General features: G+C 73.0%; 16 protein-coding genes and 2 tRNA genes. 9 read left to right on the top strand and 9 right to left on the bottom strand.

The genetic code is table 11. The features are described from left to right. Window positions 1-235: 235 nt before the first annotated feature. Window positions 236-4,858 carry a glutamate synthase large subunit gene (gene gltB, locus AB0F18_RS25630; RefSeq protein WP_362064503.1) on the top strand — a complete coding sequence of 1,541 codons (4,623 nt, stop codon included), beginning with the start codon at window positions 236-238 and terminating at the stop codon, window positions 4,856-4,858. After that, on the top strand, window positions 4,851-6,314 hold the full coding sequence (locus AB0F18_RS25625) for a glutamate synthase subunit beta (RefSeq protein WP_362064501.1): 1,464 nt from the start codon (window positions 4,851-4,853) through the stop codon (window positions 6,312-6,314). The genes gltB and AB0F18_RS25625 overlap by 8 nt, the downstream gene beginning before the upstream one ends. A gap of 121 nt (window positions 6,315-6,435) precedes the next feature. Here AB0F18_RS25625 and AB0F18_RS25620 read toward each other — a convergent pair whose 3' ends face one another. The 4 genes from AB0F18_RS25620 to AB0F18_RS25605 form a co-directional block, all read right to left on the bottom strand. Beyond that, the gene (locus AB0F18_RS25620) at window positions 6,436-6,864 is read right to left on the bottom strand and encodes a hypothetical protein (RefSeq protein WP_362064499.1); all 429 of its coding nucleotides are present in this window, start codon (window positions 6,862-6,864) and stop codon (window positions 6,436-6,438) included. A 227-nt stretch (window positions 6,865-7,091) separates the two neighbouring features. Beyond that, complete coding sequence (locus AB0F18_RS25615; RefSeq protein ID WP_362064497.1) at window positions 7,092-7,601, bottom strand: pyridoxamine 5'-phosphate oxidase family protein; 510 nt, start codon at window positions 7,599-7,601, stop codon at window positions 7,092-7,094. 36 nt (window positions 7,602-7,637) lie between these two features. After that, window positions 7,638-8,375: a VWA domain-containing protein gene (locus tag AB0F18_RS25610; RefSeq protein WP_362064495.1), complete on the bottom strand. Its 738-nt coding sequence runs from the start codon at window positions 8,373-8,375 to the stop codon at window positions 7,638-7,640. Further along, a complete protein-coding gene (locus AB0F18_RS25605; RefSeq protein ID WP_362064529.1) occupies window positions 8,372-9,028 on the bottom strand; it encodes a PadR family transcriptional regulator in 657 nt (218 codons plus the stop codon). Before AB0F18_RS25605 ends, AB0F18_RS25610 begins: the two co-directional genes overlap by 4 nt. 108 nt (window positions 9,029-9,136) lie before the next feature. Between AB0F18_RS25605 and AB0F18_RS25600 the strand changes: the two genes are divergently transcribed. Beyond that, window positions 9,137-9,865: a glucose 1-dehydrogenase gene (locus tag AB0F18_RS25600; protein WP_362064494.1), complete on the top strand. Its 729-nt coding sequence runs from the start codon at window positions 9,137-9,139 to the stop codon at window positions 9,863-9,865. A gap of 7 nt (window positions 9,866-9,872) precedes the next feature. On the opposite strand, the gene AB0F18_RS25595 is transcribed toward AB0F18_RS25600, so the two are convergent. Further along, window positions 9,873-10,193 carry a hypothetical protein gene (locus tag AB0F18_RS25595; protein ID WP_362064492.1) on the bottom strand — a complete coding sequence of 107 codons (321 nt, stop codon included), beginning with the start codon at window positions 10,191-10,193 and terminating at the stop codon, window positions 9,873-9,875. On the opposite strand from AB0F18_RS25595, the gene AB0F18_RS25590 reads away from it, so the two are divergent. After that, entirely contained in the window at window positions 10,096-10,866 is a 771-nt protein-coding gene (locus AB0F18_RS25590; RefSeq protein WP_362064527.1) for an alpha/beta hydrolase, read from the top strand. The two genes, AB0F18_RS25595 and AB0F18_RS25590, sit on opposite strands and share 98 nt — an antisense overlap. Here AB0F18_RS25590 and AB0F18_RS25585 read toward each other — a convergent pair. Further along, window positions 10,824-10,904: transfer RNA gene (locus tag AB0F18_RS25585), tRNA-Ser, on the bottom strand. The two genes, AB0F18_RS25590 and AB0F18_RS25585, sit on opposite strands and share 43 nt — an antisense overlap. Before the next feature lie 203 nt (window positions 10,905-11,107). After that, window positions 11,108-11,182: transfer RNA gene (locus tag AB0F18_RS25580), tRNA-Ala, on the bottom strand. A 67-nt stretch (window positions 11,183-11,249) separates the two neighbouring features. On the opposite strand from AB0F18_RS25580, the gene AB0F18_RS25575 reads away from it, so the two are divergent. After that, window positions 11,250-11,582, top strand: coding sequence for a hypothetical protein (locus AB0F18_RS25575; RefSeq protein WP_362064490.1), 333 nt, complete (start codon window positions 11,250-11,252; stop codon window positions 11,580-11,582). 149 nt (window positions 11,583-11,731) lie between these two features. Continuing rightward, on the top strand, window positions 11,732-12,457 hold the full coding sequence (locus AB0F18_RS25570) for a class I SAM-dependent methyltransferase (protein WP_362064488.1): 726 nt from the start codon (window positions 11,732-11,734) through the stop codon (window positions 12,455-12,457). Here AB0F18_RS25570 and AB0F18_RS25565 read toward each other — a convergent pair. Continuing rightward, window positions 12,424-13,455: an acyl-CoA dehydrogenase family protein gene (locus AB0F18_RS25565; RefSeq protein WP_362064486.1), complete on the bottom strand. Its 1,032-nt coding sequence runs from the start codon at window positions 13,453-13,455 to the stop codon at window positions 12,424-12,426. The genes AB0F18_RS25570 and AB0F18_RS25565 overlap by 34 nt on opposite strands. Continuing rightward, the gene (locus AB0F18_RS25560; protein ID WP_362064484.1) at window positions 13,455-14,600 is read right to left on the bottom strand and encodes an acyl-CoA dehydrogenase family protein; all 1,146 of its coding nucleotides are present in this window, start codon (window positions 14,598-14,600) and stop codon (window positions 13,455-13,457) included. Before AB0F18_RS25560 ends, AB0F18_RS25565 begins: the two co-directional genes overlap by 1 nt. Window positions 14,601-14,661: 61 nt before the next feature. On the opposite strand from AB0F18_RS25560, the gene AB0F18_RS25555 reads away from it, so the two are divergent. From AB0F18_RS25555 to AB0F18_RS25545, 3 genes are read left to right on the top strand one after another with little or no spacing between them, the layout of a single operon-like run. Further along, window positions 14,662-15,468, top strand: a complete 807-nt coding sequence (locus tag AB0F18_RS25555; RefSeq protein ID WP_362064483.1) for an SDR family oxidoreductase — start codon at window positions 14,662-14,664, stop codon at window positions 15,466-15,468. A gap of 15 nt (window positions 15,469-15,483) precedes the next feature. Then, window positions 15,484-16,134, top strand: a complete 651-nt coding sequence (locus AB0F18_RS25550) for a TetR/AcrR family transcriptional regulator (protein ID WP_362064481.1) — start codon at window positions 15,484-15,486, stop codon at window positions 16,132-16,134. 33 nt (window positions 16,135-16,167) lie between these two features. Further along, window positions 16,168-17,325, top strand: a complete 1,158-nt coding sequence (locus tag AB0F18_RS25545; RefSeq protein WP_362064479.1) for an acetyl-CoA C-acetyltransferase — start codon at window positions 16,168-16,170, stop codon at window positions 17,323-17,325. The last annotated feature ends 36 nt before the right edge of the window (window positions 17,326-17,361 follow it).

Below are 17,361 nucleotides of genomic sequence, written 5' to 3'. Positions count from 1 at the left end.
AAAGATGCCCGTTTCGCGCCGGGACCTTCATCCCGTGCCGTGTTCGCGGAAAGTTTCGCTCCACCCCCCGCAGCCCACCGAAGGTCCCTTCTTTCTGCCTCGTGCAGTGTCCGCATGCTGGAATGCCATATCCGCTTCTCGGGATTGCCGTCATCATGTAACCTGCACGAAATTTCGCAGAGGGCCAACGTCGTCCCTCGGCCAGCACATTGCCACGACGACGACGGGAGAGCCGATGCGTTCCGCATCCACGCACTCCGCGACCGGCCCCAGCAACACCGCCTGGTCGCCCATGGACGGTCGCCCCGCCCAGCAGGGCATGTACGACCCCCGCAACGAGAAGGACGCCTGCGGCGTCGGATTCGTGGCGAACCTCACCGGCGAGGCCACCCACACTCTCGTTGAGCAGGCCCTGACCGTCCTGCGGAACCTCGAGCACCGCGGCGCCACCGGCTCCGAGCCGGACTCCGGCGACGGCGCGGGCATCCTGTCCCAGGTCCCGGACGCCTTCCTGCGCGAGGTCGCGGGATTCGAGCTCCCCGAGGCCGGCGCCTACGCCGTCGGCATCGCCTTCCTCCCCGCCGACGGCACCGCACAGGCCGTCGCCGTGGAGCAGATCGAGGCCATCGCCGCCGAGGAGAACCTCACGGTCCTCGGCTGGCGCGAGGTCCCGGTCACCCCCGACCTGCTCGGCAACGGCGCGCGCACCACGATGCCCGCCTTCTCCCAGCTGTTCGTCAGTGGGGGCCCCTCCCCGACGGAGTCTGGGGAAGGGACCACCGGCATCGAGCTGGACCGCAAGGCCTTCGTCCTGCGCAAGCGCGCCGAGCGCGAGGCCGGGGTCTACTTCCCGTCGCTCTCCGCCCGCACGATCGTCTACAAGGGCATGCTGACCACCGGCCAGCTGGAGCCCTTCTTCCCGGACCTCTCCGACCGCCGCTTCGCCTCGGCGCTCGCCCTGGTCCACTCCCGGTTCTCGACGAACACCTTCCCGTCCTGGCCGCTCGCCCACCCGTACCGCTTCGTCGCGCACAACGGCGAGATCAACACGGTCAAGGGCAACCGGAACTGGATGAAGGCCCGCGAGTCCCAGCTGGCCACCTCCGCCTTCGGCGAGGCCGCCCTGGACCGCATCTTCCCGATCTGCACCCCGGACGCCTCCGACTCCGCCTCCTTCGACGAGGTCCTGGAGCTGCTCCACCTCGGCGGCCGCTCCCTGCCGCACAGCGTGCTGATGATGATCCCGGAGGCGTGGGAGAACCACAGCTCCATGGACCCGGCCCGACGCGCGTTCTACCAGTACCACTCCACGCTGATGGAGCCCTGGGACGGCCCGGCCTGCGTCACCTTCACCGACGGCACCCAGGTCGGCGCGGTCCTCGACCGCAACGGTCTGCGCCCCGGCCGCTACTGGGTCACCGACGACGGCCTCGTCGTCCTCGGCTCCGAGGTCGGCGTCCTCGACATCGACCCGGCCAAGGTCGTCCGCAAGGGCCGCCTCCAGCCCGGCAGGATGTTCCTCGTCGACACCGCCCAGAAGCGGATCATCGAGGACGACGAGATCAAGAACGAGCTCGCCGCCGCCGCCCCGTACGCGGACTGGCTGGAGACCGGCGAGATCGAGCTGACGGACCTGCCCGAGCGCGAGCACATCGTCCACACCCACGCCTCGGTCACCCGCCGCCAGCAGACCTTCGGCTACACCGAGGAAGAGCTGCGCGTCATCCTCGCCCCCATGGCCCGCACGGGCGGCGAGCCGCTCGGCTCCATGGGCACGGACTCCCCGATCGCCGCCCTGTCCGAGCGCCCCCGGCTGCTCTTCGACTACTTCACCCAGCTCTTCGCGCAGGTCACCAACCCGCCGCTGGACGCCATCCGCGAGGAACTCGTCACCTCGCTGCTCTCCTCGATCGGCCCGCAGTCCAACCTGCTGGAGCCGACCGCCGCGTCCTGCCGCAGCGTCACCCTGCCCTTCCCGGTGATCGACAACGACGAGCTGGCCAAGCTCATCCACATCAACGCCGACGGCGACATGCCCGGCATGAAGGCCGCCACGCTCTCCGGCCTCTACCGGGTCTCCGGCGGCGGCGAGGCCCTCGCCGCCCGCATCGAGGAGATCCGCGCCGAGGCCGACGCCGCCATCGCGGCCGGCGCCCGCCTCATCGTCCTGTCGGACCGCCACTCGGACGCCGAGCACGCGCCGATCCCCTCGCTGCTGCTCACCTCCGCCGTGCACCACCACCTCATCGCCACCAAGCAGCGCACCCAGGTGGGCCTGCTGGTCGAGGCCGGCGACGTCCGCGAGGTCCACCACGTCGCCCTGCTCATCGGCTACGGCGCCGCGGCCGTCAACCCGTACCTGGCCATGGAGTCCGTCGAGGACCTGCTGCGCGCCGGCACGTTCATCGAGGGCATCGAGCCCGAGCAGGCCATCAAGAACCTGATCTACGCCCTCGGCAAGGGCGTCCTGAAGGTCATGTCCAAGATGGGCATCTCCACCGTCGCCTCCTACCGCGGCGCCCAGGTCTTCGAGGCCGTCGGCCTGAACGAGGAGTTCGTCGGCACGTACTTCGCGGGCACCGCCACCAAGATCGGCGGCGCCGGCCTGGACGTCATCGCCAAGGAGGTGGCCGCCCGCCACGCCAAGGCGTACCCGGTCTCCGGCATCGCGGCCACGCACCGCGCCCTGGAGATCGGCGGCGAGTACCAGTGGCGCCGCGAGGGCGAGCCGCACCTGTTCGACCCGGAGACGGTCTTCCGCCTCCAGCACGCCACCCGCAACCGCCGGTACGACATCTTCCGCAAGTACACGGACCGGGTGAACGAGCAGTCCGAGCGCCTCATGACGCTCCGCGGCCTGTTCGGCTTCAAGTCCGACCGCCCGTCGATCTCCATCGACGAGGTCGAGCCGGTCTCCGAGATCGTCAAGCGCTTCTCCACCGGCGCCATGTCGTACGGCTCCATCTCCAAGGAGGCGCACGAGACCCTCGCCATCGCCATGAACCAGCTGGGCGCCAAGTCCAACACCGGTGAGGGCGGCGAGGACCCGGACCGCCTGTACGACCCGGCGCGGCGCTCGTCGATCAAGCAGGTCGCCTCCGGCCGCTTCGGCGTCACCTCCGAGTACCTGGTCAACGCGGACGACATCCAGATCAAGATGGCCCAGGGCGCCAAGCCCGGCGAGGGCGGCCAGCTGCCCGGCCACAAGGTCTACCCGTGGGTCGCCAAGACGCGTCACTCGACGCCCGGCGTCGGCCTGATCTCCCCGCCGCCGCACCACGACATCTACTCCATCGAGGACCTGGCCCAGCTGATCCACGACCTCAAGAACGCCAACCCGGTCGCGCGCATCCACGTGAAGCTCGTGTCCGAGGTCGGCGTCGGAACGGTCGCGGCCGGCGTCTCCAAGGCCCACGCGGACGTCGTCCTGATCTCCGGCCACGACGGCGGAACGGGCGCCTCCCCGCTCACCTCGCTCAAGCACGCGGGCGGCCCGTGGGAGCTCGGCCTCGCCGAGACCCAGCAGACCCTGCTGCTCAACGGCCTGCGCGACCGCATCGTCGTCCAGACCGACGGCCAGCTCAAGACCGGCCGCGACGTGGTCATCGCCGCGCTGCTCGGCGCCGAGGAGTTCGGTTTCGCGACCGCGCCGCTCGTCGTCTCCGGCTGCGTCATGATGCGCGTCTGCCACCTGGACACCTGCCCGGTCGGCATCGCCACCCAGAACCCGGTCCTGCGCGACCGCTTCTCCGGCAAGCCCGAGTTCGTCGTGAACTTCTTCGAGTTCATCGCCGAAGAGGTCCGCGAGATCCTCGCGGAGCTGGGCTTCCGCACCATCGAGGAGGCCGTCGGCCACGCCGAGCTCCTCGACACCAGCAAGGCCGTCACCCACTGGAAGGCGCAGGGCCTCGACCTGGAGCCCCTCTTCCACGTGCCGGACCTGCCCGAGGGCGCGGTCCGCCACGCCCTGGTCGAGCAGGACCACGGTCTGGAGAAGGCCCTCGACAACGAGCTCATCGAGCTCGCCGCCGACGCGCTGAACGCGGCCACCGCCGAGGAGGCCCAGCCGGTCCGCGCCCAGGTCGCCATCCGCAACATCAACCGGACCGTCGGCACCATGCTCGGCCACCACGTCACCAAGAAGTTCGGCGGCGCGGGCCTGCCCGACAACACCATCGACCTGACCTTCACGGGTTCGGCCGGCCAGTCCTTCGGCGCCTTCCTCCCCAAGGGCGTCACCCTCCGCCTGGAGGGCGACGCGAACGACTACGTCGGCAAGGGCCTCTCCGGCGGCCGCGTCGTGGTCCGCCCCGACCGCGGCGCCGACCACCTCGCCGAGTACTCCGTCATCGCCGGCAACACCATCGGCTACGGCGCCACCGGCGGCGAGATGTTCCTGCGCGGCCGCACCGGCGAGCGCTTCTGCGTCCGCAACTCCGGCGCCCTGGTCGTCTCGGAGGGCGTGGGCGACCACGGCTGCGAGTACATGACCGGCGGCACGGCCGTCGTCCTCGGCGAGACCGGCCGCAACTTCGCGGCGGGCATGTCCGGCGGCGTCGCCTACGTCATCGACCTCGACCCCCGTCAGGTCAACTCCGGCAACGCGGAGGCCGTCGAGGCCCCCTCGGACGAGGACAAGCAGTGGCTGCACGATGTGGTGCGCCGCCACGAGGAGGAGACCGGCTCGACCGTGGCCGCGAAGCTCCTGGCTGACTGGGACGCCGCGGCGGCCCGCTTCAGCAAGATCATCCCGACCACGTACAAGGCAGTGCTCGCCGCCAAGGACGCCGCTGAGCTGGCCGGACTCTCCGAGTCCGAGACCACCGAGAAGATGATGGAGGCGGCGACCCATGGCTGACCCGAAGGGCTTCCTCACCACCCCGCGCGAGACCGCCTGCACCCGTCCCGTGGCCGAGCGCCTCACGGACTGGAACGAGGTCTACGTCAAGGGCTCGCTGCTCCCGATCATCAGCAAGCAGGCCGGCCGCTGCATGGACTGCGGCATCCCGTTCTGCCACAACGGCTGCCCGCTCGGGAACCTGATCCCGGAGTGGAACGACTACGCGTACCGCGAGGACTGGGCGGCGGCGTCGGAGCGCCTCCACGCGACGAACAACTTCCCGGAGTTCACCGGCCGCCTGTGCCCCGCCCCGTGCGAGTCGGCGTGCGTCCTCGGCATCAACCAGCCGGCCGTCACGATCAAGAACGTCGAAGTCTCGATCATCGACCAGGCCTGGGACAACGGCGACGTCACCCCGCAGGCCCCGGAGCGCCTGTCCGGCAAGACCGTGGCCGTCATCGGCTCCGGCCCGGCCGGCCTGGCCGCCGCCCAGCAGCTGACCCGGGCCGGCCACACCGTGGTCGTGTACGAGCGCGCCGACCGCATCGGCGGCCTGCTGCGCTACGGCATCCCCGAGTTCAAGATGGAGAAGGTGCACATCAACCGCCGCATCGAGCAGATGCGCGCGGAGGGCACCAAGTTCCGCACGGGCATCGAGGTCGGCCGCGACATCACGGCGACGGACCTGCGCAAGCGCTTCGACGCGGTGGTCGTCGCGGCGGGCGCCACCGTCTCCCGCGACCTCCCCGTCCCGGGCCGTGAGCTCAAGGGCATCCACTTCGCGATGGAGTACCTCCCGCTCGCGAACAAGGTCCAGGAGGGCGACTTCATGGCGCCCCCCATCACGGCCGAGGGCAAGCACGTGGTCGTCATCGGCGGCGGCGACACCGGCGCGGACTGCGTCGGCACCGCCCACCGCCAGGGCGCCCTCTCGGTCACCCAGCTGGAGATCATGCCCCGCCCCAACGAGGAGCGGAACCCGACCAGCCAGCCCTGGCCGACCTTCCCCATGCTGTACAAGGTCACCTCGGCCCACGAGGAGGGCGGCGAGCGGATCTACTCCGTCTCCACCACCCACTTCGAGGGCGACGAGGACGGCAACGTCCAGGCCCTGCACCTGGTCGAGGTCTCCTTCGAGGACGGCAAGCTCGTCCAGAAGGCCGGCACCGAGCGCGTCCTCCCCGCGCAGCTGGTCACCCTGGCGATGGGCTTCACCGGCACCGACCAGTCCAACGGCCTGGTCGAGCAGTTCGGCGTGGACCTGGACGAGCGGGGCAACATCGCCCGCGACGCCTCGTACGCGACCAGCGCCGACGGCGTCTTCGTCGCCGGCGACGCCGGCCGCGGCCAGTCGCTGATCGTCTGGGCCATCGCGGAGGGCCGCTCGGCCGCCCGCGGCGTGGACCGCTACCTGACGGGCACCAGCGCCCTCCCGTACCCGGTCAAGCCGACGGACCGCTCCCTGATGGTGTAACCCGTCACCCCTCCCCCCCGGGGAGACCCCTCATACGGTCCGTACAACGGTGTACGGCACTCGACGCGGCGCCCGTCATGTCCCCGACCAGGGATGACGGGCGCCGTGGCGTTTCGGCCGGCTACTCGGGCTGGACGACCACCGCGGCCCAGCGGAGGGTGGGGGTCGAGGTGGTGACCACGGCTCCGAAGCCGCCGTGGAGGCCCGTGCCCAGGGGGATCGTGATGCGGGCCGGGGCGTCCTCGGGGCAGTTCAGGGTGAAGGGGGCCGGGTTGCGGTCCGGGTATTCGTCGAGGGTGAAGGAGACCACCATGCTGCCGCCTCCCTCGCAGGCGAAGGTGGTGTAGGTGTCCAGGTACGGGGACAGGCCGCCCGAGACGAAGCCGCTGGAGCCGGTCTGTTCGGGGACCCAGATCACGCCGTCCGGCCCCGGGTAGGGAAGGAGCTCGCCCGGCTCCGCCGCCTGGGCGGCGCCGGCGGTCAGGACGAGGGCCGCAGTGGTCGCCGCGAGCGCGAGCGTGGTGCGTCGTCCCTGGAACGTGTGCTTCATGGGTCCCCCCGGTGGTGTGTTCGCCTTCCTCCACGCTAGGGGGCGGCACTGACAACGGGCGCCGCCGCCCTGCTCCCCGGGGGCGTCGGTTTCCCCTGCGCGTACTCGGCGCGTAGGGGGGCCGGTGGGTCGATCTCGCGGTCGGCGACCTGCTGAGCGGCCCACTGGGCGGCTTCCCGGTTCTGCTGGGGTGGGTAGCAAACGAGGGCGCGGCGCCGCGGTCTCGGTCAGCCCGCCGGGGCCTCGCGGGGTGGTTCGTCGTCGTTGCCGCGGCGTAGGGCGTGTAGGCCGCGGGTCGGGGTCCAGGTGCGGATCACCAGTTCCTCGCCGTCCACGGCGGTGTGGACCACCTCGGTCAGGTCGGCGTGGAAGAGGTGGAAGGGGTGCGGGGTGTCCTTCTCCTCCGCGTAGCGGTGGAGTTCGGGAGGGTCGACGATCTCCACCGCGCGTCCGGAGATCCGTACGTCCCCGTCCGGCATGGTGTCGTCCGGCCCGGGGTTGGTGTGCAGGGCGAAGCGCGGGTCCCGCTGGAGGTCGCGGGCCTTCACCGAGCCCGCCATCATGCCCAGCCACATTTCGCCGCCGCGGAACTCCACGTTGAGCCCGGTCACCCGGGGCGAGCCGTCCTTGCGCAGGGTGGCCAGGACGTGGTGCGGGAACTGCGCGAAGCGGGCCCGGACCGCCGCCGCGAACTCCGGTTCCGCCTTCTCGAACGCTGCCCAGTTGTTCGTCGTCATACGCCCATCAAAGCGCGCGCCGCCGATGACGGCCGGTCAGGCGCGCACGATGCCCGCCCGGCGTGCCGCCGCCAGCCAGGCCGGGAACTCGGCGACGAGGCGGTCGTACAGTTCGGCGTCCGGTACGGCGCGCGGGTCGGGGCCGGCGTGGAAGTAGCCCGCGTTGTCCACCACCCGTTTCTGCGGAACGGGCAGTTCGTCCAGGCGGCGCAGGAAGTCGAACTGGCTGCTGCGCGTGCTGCCGAAGCCGACGAACTGCCAGAAGAGGGGCAGCCGGGCCGCCTTGCAGAGGTACCTCTCCGCCGCGAGCTTGTCGACCGGGCCGCCGTCCGTCTGGAAGACGACCAGGGCCGGGTCGGCGCATCCCGAGTCCAGGTAGTGGTCGATCACGGCGTCCATCGCCAGGTGGTAGGCGGTCTTTCCCATGTGGCCGAGGCCGGCGGCGATCTCCGTGACCCGTCCCTCGTGGCCGGTGAGGGAGACCTCCTCGATCGCGTCGACGTCGGTGGAGAAGAAGACGACCGGTACGCGGCCGTCGGAGTCGAGGTGCGCCGACAGGCCCAGGACGCGGTCCGCGAAGGCCTGCACGGTGCCGTCGCCGTAGTACGGGCGCATGGACCCGGAGTAGTCCAGGACCAGGTAGACGGCGGCCCGCCCGCCGTCCAGGCCGTGCTTGCGGAGGGAGACGCCGGCGCTCTTGTAGAGGCTGACCAGGGCCGGGGCCGCTTCCTCCACCTTGCGCAGGTTGATGGCGCTGGCGCCGCCCGTCGTCACGGGGTGGTCTCCGCCGGCGGACGGGCGTCCGGGGCGGCGTCCGGGGCGTTGCGGGCGTTCAGGGCCTCGATGTCCTCCAGCATGGCCGCCGCCAGGTCGCGCTCGGAGGCGTAGTACCGCTCGGCCCACTTGAGGGTGAGGGTGGGGTAGGCCCAGGCCGCCTCGGCCTCGGCCGCCTGCACGTCCGCCTCGGCCCCGCGGCGCATCCCCTCGGCGAACTCCTGCTGTTGGAGCAGCAGTTCGCGCATCTGCTCCGGCTCCAGCAGGTGGCCCAGCCACAGCCGCAGCATCGGCCCGTGCTTGAGCACCGGCGGGTCGACGGGGGTCTCGCGCGCCCAGCTCCGTACGGCGGCCATGCCCTCGTCGGTGATCCGGTACACCCGCTTGTCGCGGGTGCCGCTGTCCTGGGCGACCATCCGGGAGGAGGCGTAGCCGGCCGTCTCCAGGCGCTTGAGTTCGCTGTAGATCTGGCTGAAGGACGGGCTCCAGTAGAAGAAGCGCAGCGACCAGTCCGACCATTTCTTCAGGTCGTAGCCGGAGAGCTCCTCGCCGAAGGAGAGCAGTCCGAGCACTGCCCAGCTGGTCGCGGGGAGCGTGCGCCGGTCGGCCCCCCCGGGGGTCTGTGCTGCCGTGTCGTCTGCCACGCAGCGCAGTCTACGACCGGTTGCGGCGGCGGCCTTCCCCCTGATGGACCTGACTGTTAGACATATTCCTATTAGGGATGTGTGTGCCGTAACTTCCGCTGTCCGCAAGGAGGAAGCGTGATCTCGCTGGACGGGAAGGTCGTCGTCATCACCGGTGCCGGGCGCGGCCAGGGCGCCGAGGAGGCCCGGCTGTGCGCGCGGGCCGGGGCGCGGGTCGTCGTGACGGACGTCCGGGCGGAGGAGGGCCGGGCGGTCGCCGCGGAACTGGGCGACCGCGGGCTGTTCGTCCGGCACGACGTGGCGGACGCCGGCAGCTGGGCCGGGGTGGTGCAGGAGGCCGTGGCCGCCTTCGGGACGGTGTCGGCGCTGGTCAACAACGCCGCCCTGTGGCGCACCGCGCACGTCGAGGAGCAGAGCGCGGAGGGCTTCGAGGAACTGCTGCGGGTCAACCTGCTGGGGCCCTTCCTCGGCATCCAGGCGGTGGCCCCGGTGCTGCGCGCGGGCGGGGGCGGTTCGATCGTGAACGTCTCCTCCACCGCCGGGCTGGTCGGGATCCCGGGCCATGCGGCGTACGGGTCCACGAAGTTCGGCCTGCGCGGGCTGACCCGGTCGGCGGCGCTGGACCTGGCCGGGGACGGGATCCGGGTCAACTCGGTGCATCCGGGCGCCATCGACACGCCGATGGTGGCCGGGGCGGTCGGAGGGCGGGACTGGTCGCACGTGCCGCTGGGGCGGATGGGGCGGCCGGGGGAGGTGGGGGAGCTGGTGCTGTTCCTGTGCTCGGAGGCCTCCTCCTACGTGACGGGCGCGGAGTTCGTGGTCGACGGGGGGATGACGGCGCGATGAGCCGGGGTCAAGCGAAGGGGGACCCGCTGTCGCCGGACGCGCGGCGGCTGTGCGACGCGATGGCGGTGGCCTTCCCCGGGCCCGGGGACGTGGCGGCCCTGCGGGCGGCGGCGGCCGGGCCGGACCGGGCGGGGGCCCGGGGCGGGGGTGTGCGGGGGCCGGAGGCGGCCTCGGGTGGGGGCGCGCGGGGGCCGGAGGTGGCCTCGGTGCGGGACGCCGTCGCCTCCGGGGTGCCGGTGCGGGTGTACGACCCCGCGCCGGGGGAGCGGGGGCGGGTGCTCGTCGTGTACTTCCACGGCGGGGGCTGGGTGATGTGCGGGCTGGACACCCATGACGCCCTGTGCCGCGAGCTGGCCGCCGCCTCGGGGGCGGTGGTCGTCTCGGCCGGCTACCGGCTGGCCCCCGAACACCCCTGGCCGGCGGCGGCCGACGACGCGCTGGAGGTGCTGTTGTGGGCGCGGGCCGAGGCGGGCCGGCTGGGCTGTGACGCGGGGCGGGTGGTGGTGGCGGGGGACTCCAGCGGGGGCAACCTGGCGGCGGTCACCGCGCTGCGCGCGCCCGCGCTGGTCGCCGGCCAGCTGCTGGTGTACCCGCCGCTGGACGCGTCGATGGGCTCCGAGTCGGTGGCGGCGTACGGGCGGGGGTACTTCCACACCGCCGCGCACATGGCCTGGTACTGGGACCAGTACGGGGGCGACCCCGCGCACCCGCACGTCTCGCCGCTGCGGGCTCCCGACCTGTCCGGGCTGCCGCGCACGCTGATCGTCCTGGCCGACTGCGACCTGCTGCGGGACGAGGGGCTGGCGTACGCGCGCCGGCTGGGGGAGGCGGGGGTGGACTGCGAGGTCCGGCTCCACCCCGGGGTCTTCCACGGCTTCCTCGGCCTTCCGCTGCCGGCCGCGGCTGCGGCCCGGGCGGGGGCGGCGGCCTGGCTGGCCGGCACGGGGAGGCGGGGTGGTGGGGACGGGGCGGCCGGATTCGAACCGGCGTCCTCCTCCTGAGCAAGGAAGCGCAACGACCTCTGTGCTACGGCCCCGTCCTTGGGGGTGAGCCTATCGGCCGGGCCGGTGTCAGGGGGCGCGGCCACCGTCGTTTCCCGGTACGGCACGTCACGGCGTGTCCGGAACGGGGCGGCGGCGGGTCCGAGGGCGCGTCGGCGAAGACCGCCGGGATGCCGGACTCCGACCGGATCACGGCCCAGCGCGCCCGCGTGAAGCAGGCGGCGGGCCGGAGGAGTAAGGGGGCGGGGCGGCCGGATTCGAACCGGCGTCCTCCTCCATGCTGTGTAGGCGCACTACCTCTGTGCTACGACCCCGCCCTTGTGTTCGATCTTAGTCGAGGCGGGAGCGGGTGCGCACCGGGTTATCCCCGGCATGATGTGTCCATGCCTGGATTTCTCCTGCGCAACTGTCTGCTCCTCGCCGTGGAGTTGGGGGCCGCGGTGCTCCTGAGGGATGCCGGGACGCCGTGGATCCCCGTCCTGCTGGCGGTGTTCGTGGCCGGCTCGGCCGTGCCGCACGGCACCGAGGCGGAGTTCGCGGCCCGGTTCCTCGTCGCGCTCACCGCGGTGGGGGTCGCCCGGCTCGGGGCCACGGCCTGGGAGGGGCACGGCGTCGCGGCCTCGGCGGGGCTGGGGTGCCTGCTGCTGGTCCAGACGGTGGCGCTGCTGCGGCTGTCACGCCGCCGACGCCGCCCGGCGCCTCGTCGGCGCCGCTGAATTCGCCGGCCCGGGGGTACGGCCGGCCCCAGGGTCGACCGCATGTCCAGCACCGCACCGCCCACGACCGAGGTGGTGCGCGAGTTCCGCTGAGCGGGGGCGCCCCCTGCCGGCGGGGCGGCCGCGGGCGGGCGGTAAAGAATGGCCGCATGACGACACGTGCCAGGTCCTTCGATGCCGCCGCCGCCCTCTACCACGCCTCCCGCCCCGGCTACCCCGACGCACTGTTCGACGCCGTCGAGGAGCTCGCCGGGCTGTCGCTGCGCGGGGCCCGGGTGGCCGATGTGGGGGCCGGGACCGGGATTGCCAGTGCACTGCTGCACGCGCGCGGGGCGCGCGTGCTCGCCGTGGAGCCCGGCGACGGGATGGCCGCCGAGTTCCGGCGCGCGCACCCCGCGATCCCCCTCGTGCGCGGCGACGGGGACCGCCTGCCGCTGGCCTCCGGGAGCGTCGACCTGCTGACCTACGCCCAGGCCTGGCACTGGACCGACCCCTCCCGCTCCGTCCCCGAGGCCCGCCGCGTGCTGCGCCCCGGCGGCGCCCTCGCGCTCTGGTGGAACGACATGGACCTCTCCGTTCCCTGGATCGCCGAGCAGGACGCACGCATCGCCGCGCTCTTCCGGGCCGCCCCCGGGGTCCCGCCGCGCGAGGACCCGGAGGAGCTGGGCGCCACCACCCGCGAGGTCCGCTGGTCACGCCGGATCCCGTTGGACGCGCACCTCTCCAACCTCGCCAGCCACTCCGCCTTCCTCCTCCTCGGTGAGCCCGGCACCCGGGAGTTCGTCGACGCCGAGCGGGCACGGCTGCGCGAGCGCTTCCCGGACGGGATGGTCGACGAGGACTACGTCGTCACCCTGCGCGTGGCCGTCGTCTGAGGCAGGCGGCGGATCACCTCCGCCCGGCACTCCGACGGCCCGCCCCAGGCGTCGCGCAGTGGCCTCGCCTTGCGCAGCCACAGCGACAGGTCCAGCTCCTCCGTGTAGCCGACCGCGCCGTGCAGCTGGAGGGCGGTGCGGGCGGCCGCGTACGCCGCCTCGCCGGCGGTCAGCTTCGCCGCCGCCACGTCCCCGGGCGACAGGGACAGCGCCGCCGCCCACAGCAGCGGCCGGGCGAACTCCAGGTCCAGCAGGGTGTCCGCCAGCCGGTGCTTGACCGCCTGGAAACCTCCGATCGGCGTCCCGAACTGGGTCCGCTGCTTCGCGTACTCCACCGTGCGCCCCAGCAACGCCTCGCCGACGCCCAGGCACTGGGCCGCCGTCAGCAGCCGCGCCCACCGTGCGGCCACCCCGGCGGCGGCCCGCACGGCCGGGCCCGCGGCCAGCAGTTCCCCGCCCGCCGACGGGACGGCCAGCCCACGCGCCGGGTCCAGGGAGGCCAGCCGCTCCCCGCAGCCCGCCGCCAGCCACAGCTCACCCGAAGCCCCCGCCGCCGCCGTGACCCTGAAGCAGTACGCGGCCGCGTCCGCGTCCAGTGCGTACGGGGAACCGCCCGGCAGGGTCAGGGTGGCCAGGGCCTCGCCCGCGAGCAGCCCCGGGAGGAACCGTTTCGCCGGCCCCTCCTCGCCGAGCCGGGCCAGCTCCCCCAGCAGCACCACCACCGCCGCCGTCTCCACCACCGGCCCCGGCACCCCCGCCCGCCCCAGCTCCACGAAGCCCAGCGCCAGTTCCACGGGCAGCGGACCCAGCCCCTCGTACGCCTCCGGCGCGGCCAGCGCGCACAGGCCCGTGCCGGCGAGCCGGGACCACAGGGACAGCCCGGGCCCGTGGTCCCCGGCCGCCCAGGCCCGTACCGTCGCCGGAACCTCCGCCGCGCCCAGCAGGGAGCGCAGGGTGCGGGCGAAGTCGGACTGTTCCCCGGTCGGCTGGAAGCGCATCAGCGGCGGCCCTTCGGAAGGCCGAGCAGCCGCTCGGCGATGATGTCGCGCTGGATCTCGTTCGTCCCCGCGTAGATCGGCCCGGCCAGCGAGAACACCCACGGCTCGGCCCACGGCCCGTGCGCCAGCTCCGCGTCCGGGCCCAGCAGGTCCAGGGCCGTCTCGTGCAGGGCGATGTCGTACTGCGACCAGAACACCTTGTTCAGGCTGGACTCGGCGCCGATCTCCCCGCCCGCCGCGAAGCGGGTCGCGCCCGCCCAGGTGAACAGCGCGTAGGCGCGCGCCCCGACCACCGCGTCCGCGACCCGGTCCCGCAGCGCGGTGTCGGCCGGGTCCCCCTCCTGCCGCCACAGGCCGACCAGCCTGTCGGCGGCCGCCAGGAACCGGCCGGGGGAGCGCAGGGTCAGCCCCCGCTCGTTGCCGGTGGTCGACATCGCGATCCGCCAGCCCTGCCCCGGCTCCCCGATCACGTCCTCGTCGGGGACGAAGACCTCGTCCAGGAAGAGTTCCGCGAAGGCCGGCTTGCCGTCGAGGCGGCCGATGGGCCGTACCGTCACGCCCGGCGCGCGCAGGTCGAACATCAGGTACGTCAGCCCCTGGTGGGGCTTCGCGGCACCCGGGTCCGTGCGGAAGATGCCGAAGGCCCGGTCGGCGAACGCGGCCCGCGAGGACCAGGTCTTCTGCCCCGACAGCAGCCAGCCGCCCTCGGTGCGCACGGCCCGGGACCTCAGCGAGGCCAGGTCGGAGCCCGACTCCGGCTCCGACCAGGCCTGCGCCCAGATCACCTCGCCGCTCGCCATGGGCGGCAGCACCCGGGCCCGCTGCTCGGGCGTGGCGTGGTCGAAGAGGGTCGGGGCCAGCAGGCTGATCCCGTTCTGCGAGACCCGGCCGGGCGCGCCCGCCGCCCAGTACTCCTCCTCGAAGACCAGCCAGCGTTCGATGTCCGCGCCCCGGCCCCCGTACTCCTCGGGCCAGGACACCGCCGACCAGCGGCCGGCGTGCAGGTGCGCCTCCCACTCCCGGTGCGCCGCGAAGCCCTCCTCCGTCTCCAGCGAGGGCAGCGGGCCGTCCGGCACGTGGTCGTGCAGCCAGGCCCGGGCCTCGGCCCGGAAGGCCGCCACCCCGGGGGAGTGGTCGAGATCCATCAGCCGTCCGCCTCCTTCACGCGCCTTCCCTAACAAGTGTTTGGTAGGTTAACGTACGGCCATGAGCAGCGTCGAGGAGTCCCGCAACGAGGCGCCCGCGTACGTCCCCGCCCACGGCCTGCTGCGCGGCCGCACCGCAGTCATCACCGCGGCCGCCGGGGCCGGGATCGGCGGCGCCACCGCCCGCCGCTTCCTGGAGGAGGGGGCCCGCGTCCTGATCAGCGACGCCCACGCCCGCCGCCTGAAGGAGACCGAGGAGGCCCTCGCCGCCGGGTTCGGTGCGGCCCGCGTCACCTCCCTGCCCTGCGACGTCACCGACGAGGACCAGGTCCAGGCCCTCTTCGCCCACGCCGTGCGGCTCCACGGAGGCCTCGACGTCGTTGTCAACAACGCCGGCCTCGGCGGCACCGCCGCCCTCGTCGACATGACCGACGAGCAGTGGACCCGCGTCCTCGACGTCACCCTGAACGGCACCTTCCGCTGCACCCGCGCCGCCCTGCGCGCCCTGAAGGACTCCGGACGCGCCGGCGTCATCGTCAACAACGCCTCCGTCATCGGCTGGCGCGCCCAGACCGGCCAGGCCCACTACGCCGCCGCCAAAGCCGGGGTGATGGCCCTGACCCGCTGCGCGGCGCTGGAGGCCGCCGGGTTCGGCGTACGGGTCAACGCGGTCGCCCCGAGCCTGGCCATGCACCCGCACCTGGTGAAGGTCACCAGCGAGGAACTGCTGGCCGAACTCACCGCCCGCGAGGCCTTCGGCCGGTACGCCGAGCCGTGGGAGATCGCCAACGTCATCGTCTTCCTGGCCAGCGGCTACTCGTCGTACATGACGGGCGAGACGGTCTCCGTCAGCAGCCAGCACGCCTAGGCCGAGAATGGGCCCGTGCCAACGAACGAACCGACGAACGAGCCGACCGCCAAGCCGCCCGCGAAGAAGAAGCCGCAGGTGACCCCCTCACCCGAGCGGCGCCGCGAGCTCCTCGACACCGCCGCCGAGGTCTTCGCCGCCCAGGGCTACAACGCCACCACCGTCCGCAAGATCGCCGACGCCGCCGGGATGCTCGCCGGCAGCCTCTACTACCACTTCGATTCCAAGGAATCGATGCTCGACGAGATCCTCTCGGCCTTCCTGAACGAGCTGTGGGACGGGTACGACACCGTCCTCGCCGCCGGCCTCGGCCCCCGGGAGACCATCGAGGCCCTCGTCACCGAGTCCTTCCGGGAGATCGACCGGCACCGCGCCGCCGTCGCGATCTACCAGAAGGAGGCCCGCACCCTCTCCGCGCAGCCCCGCTTCCACTACCTCTCCGACTCCCAGGTGAAGTTCGAGAAGGCGTGGCTGGGGACGCTGGAGCGGGGGGTCGCCGCCCGTGTCTTCCGCGCCGACCTCGACATCCGCCTCACCTACCGGTTCGTGCGCGACACGGTGTGGGTCGCGGCGTCCTGGTACCGGCCGGGCGGCCAGCACAGCCCCGAGGAGATCGCCCGCCAGTACCTGTCGATGGTGCTCGACGGGATCGCCGTACGCCCGTAAACGCCAGCCAGCAGACCCGCAGAGGAGCCCCCGATGCCCGAGGCCTACATAGTCGACGCCGTACGCACCCCCGTCGGGCGGCGCGGCGGCGGCCTGTCCCAGGTCCACCCCGCGGACCTGGGCGCGCACGTGCTCAAGGCGCTCGTCGAGCGGTCCGGGGTGGACCCGGCCGCCGTGGAGGACGTGGTGTTCGGCTGCCTCGACACGGTCGGCCCGCAGGCGGGGGACATCGCACGGACCGCCTGGCTCGCCGCCGGGCTGCCCGAGGAGGTCCCGGGCGTCACCGTCGACCGGCAGTGCGGCTCCTCCCAGCAGGCCGTGCACTTCGCCGCGCAGGGCGTCCTCTCCGGCACCCAGGACCTGGTCGTCGCGGGCGGCACCCAGAACATGTCGATGATCCCGATCGCCTTCGCCTCCCGGCAGGCGGCCGAGCCGCTGGGCCTCACCGAGGGCCCCTACGCGGGCTCGGCCGGCTGGCGCGCCCGGTACGGGGACGCCCCCGTCAACCAGTTCCACGGCGCGCAGCTCATCGCCGAGAAGTGGGGGATCTCCCGGCGGGACATGGAGGAGTTCGCCCTCACCTCCCACCGGCGGGCCGTCCGCGCGATCGACGAGGGCCGCTTCGACCGCGAGACCGTCCCGTACGGGGACGTGGCCGTGGACGAGGGCCCGCGCCGCGACACCACCCTGGAGAAGATGGCCGGCCTCAAGCCGGTCGTCGCGGGCGGCACCATCACGGCGGCCGTCTCCTCCCAGGTCTCGGACGGCGCCGCGGCGATGCTGATCGCCTCCGAGCGGGCGGTGGCGGAACACGGCCTCACGCCCCGCGCCCGGATCCACCACCTGTCGGTGCGCGGCGAGGACCCGATCCGGATGCTGTCGGCCCCCATCCCCGCCACCGCGCACGCCTTGAAGAAGACGGGCCTGACCCTGGACGCCATCGACCTGGTCGAGATCAACGAGGCCTTCGCCCCGGTGGTGCTGGCCTGGCTGAAGGAGACGGGCGCCGACCCCGCCCGGGTCAACGTCAACGGCGGCGCGATCGCCCTGGGCCACCCCCTGGGGGCGACCGGCGTGAAACTGATGACCACGCTCCTGCACGAGCTGGAACGCACCGGCGGCCGCTACGGCCTCCAGACGATGTGCGAGGGCGGCGGCCAGGCCAACGTCACGATCATCGAACGCCTCTGAGGCGGGAAGGGGCCGGGGCCGCGGGCAGCGCGGCCG

The sequence above is a fragment of the Streptomyces sp. NPDC029216 genome (genome assembly GCF_040648015.1).
Taxonomy (GTDB): domain Bacteria; phylum Actinomycetota; class Actinomycetes; order Streptomycetales; family Streptomycetaceae; genus Streptomyces.
Note: the sequence above shows the minus strand (reverse complement) of the source record. Positions and strands in the feature narration are given on the sequence as shown.

Coding starts and splice junctions, on each gene's coding strand:
- gltB (WP_362064503.1), top strand. CDS start 236: ATGCGTTCCGCATCCACGCACTCCGCGACCGGCCCCAGCAACACCGCC.
- AB0F18_RS25625 (WP_362064501.1), top strand. CDS start 4,851: ATGGCTGACCCGAAGGGCTTCCTCACCACCCCGCGCGAGACCGCCTGC.
- AB0F18_RS25620 (WP_362064499.1), bottom strand. CDS start 6,864: ATGAAGCACACGTTCCAGGGACGACGCACCACGCTCGCGCTCGCGGCG.
- AB0F18_RS25615 (WP_362064497.1), bottom strand. CDS start 7,601: ATGACGACGAACAACTGGGCAGCGTTCGAGAAGGCGGAACCGGAGTTC.
- AB0F18_RS25575 (WP_362064490.1), top strand. CDS start 11,250: ATGCCTGGATTTCTCCTGCGCAACTGTCTGCTCCTCGCCGTGGAGTTG.
- AB0F18_RS25570 (WP_362064488.1), top strand. CDS start 11,732: ATGACGACACGTGCCAGGTCCTTCGATGCCGCCGCCGCCCTCTACCAC.
- AB0F18_RS25565 (WP_362064486.1), bottom strand. CDS start 13,455: ATGCGCTTCCAGCCGACCGGGGAACAGTCCGACTTCGCCCGCACCCTG.
- AB0F18_RS25560 (WP_362064484.1), bottom strand. CDS start 14,600: ATGGATCTCGACCACTCCCCCGGGGTGGCGGCCTTCCGGGCCGAGGCC.
- AB0F18_RS25555 (WP_362064483.1), top strand. CDS start 14,662: ATGAGCAGCGTCGAGGAGTCCCGCAACGAGGCGCCCGCGTACGTCCCC.
- AB0F18_RS25545 (WP_362064479.1), top strand. CDS start 16,168: ATGCCCGAGGCCTACATAGTCGACGCCGTACGCACCCCCGTCGGGCGG.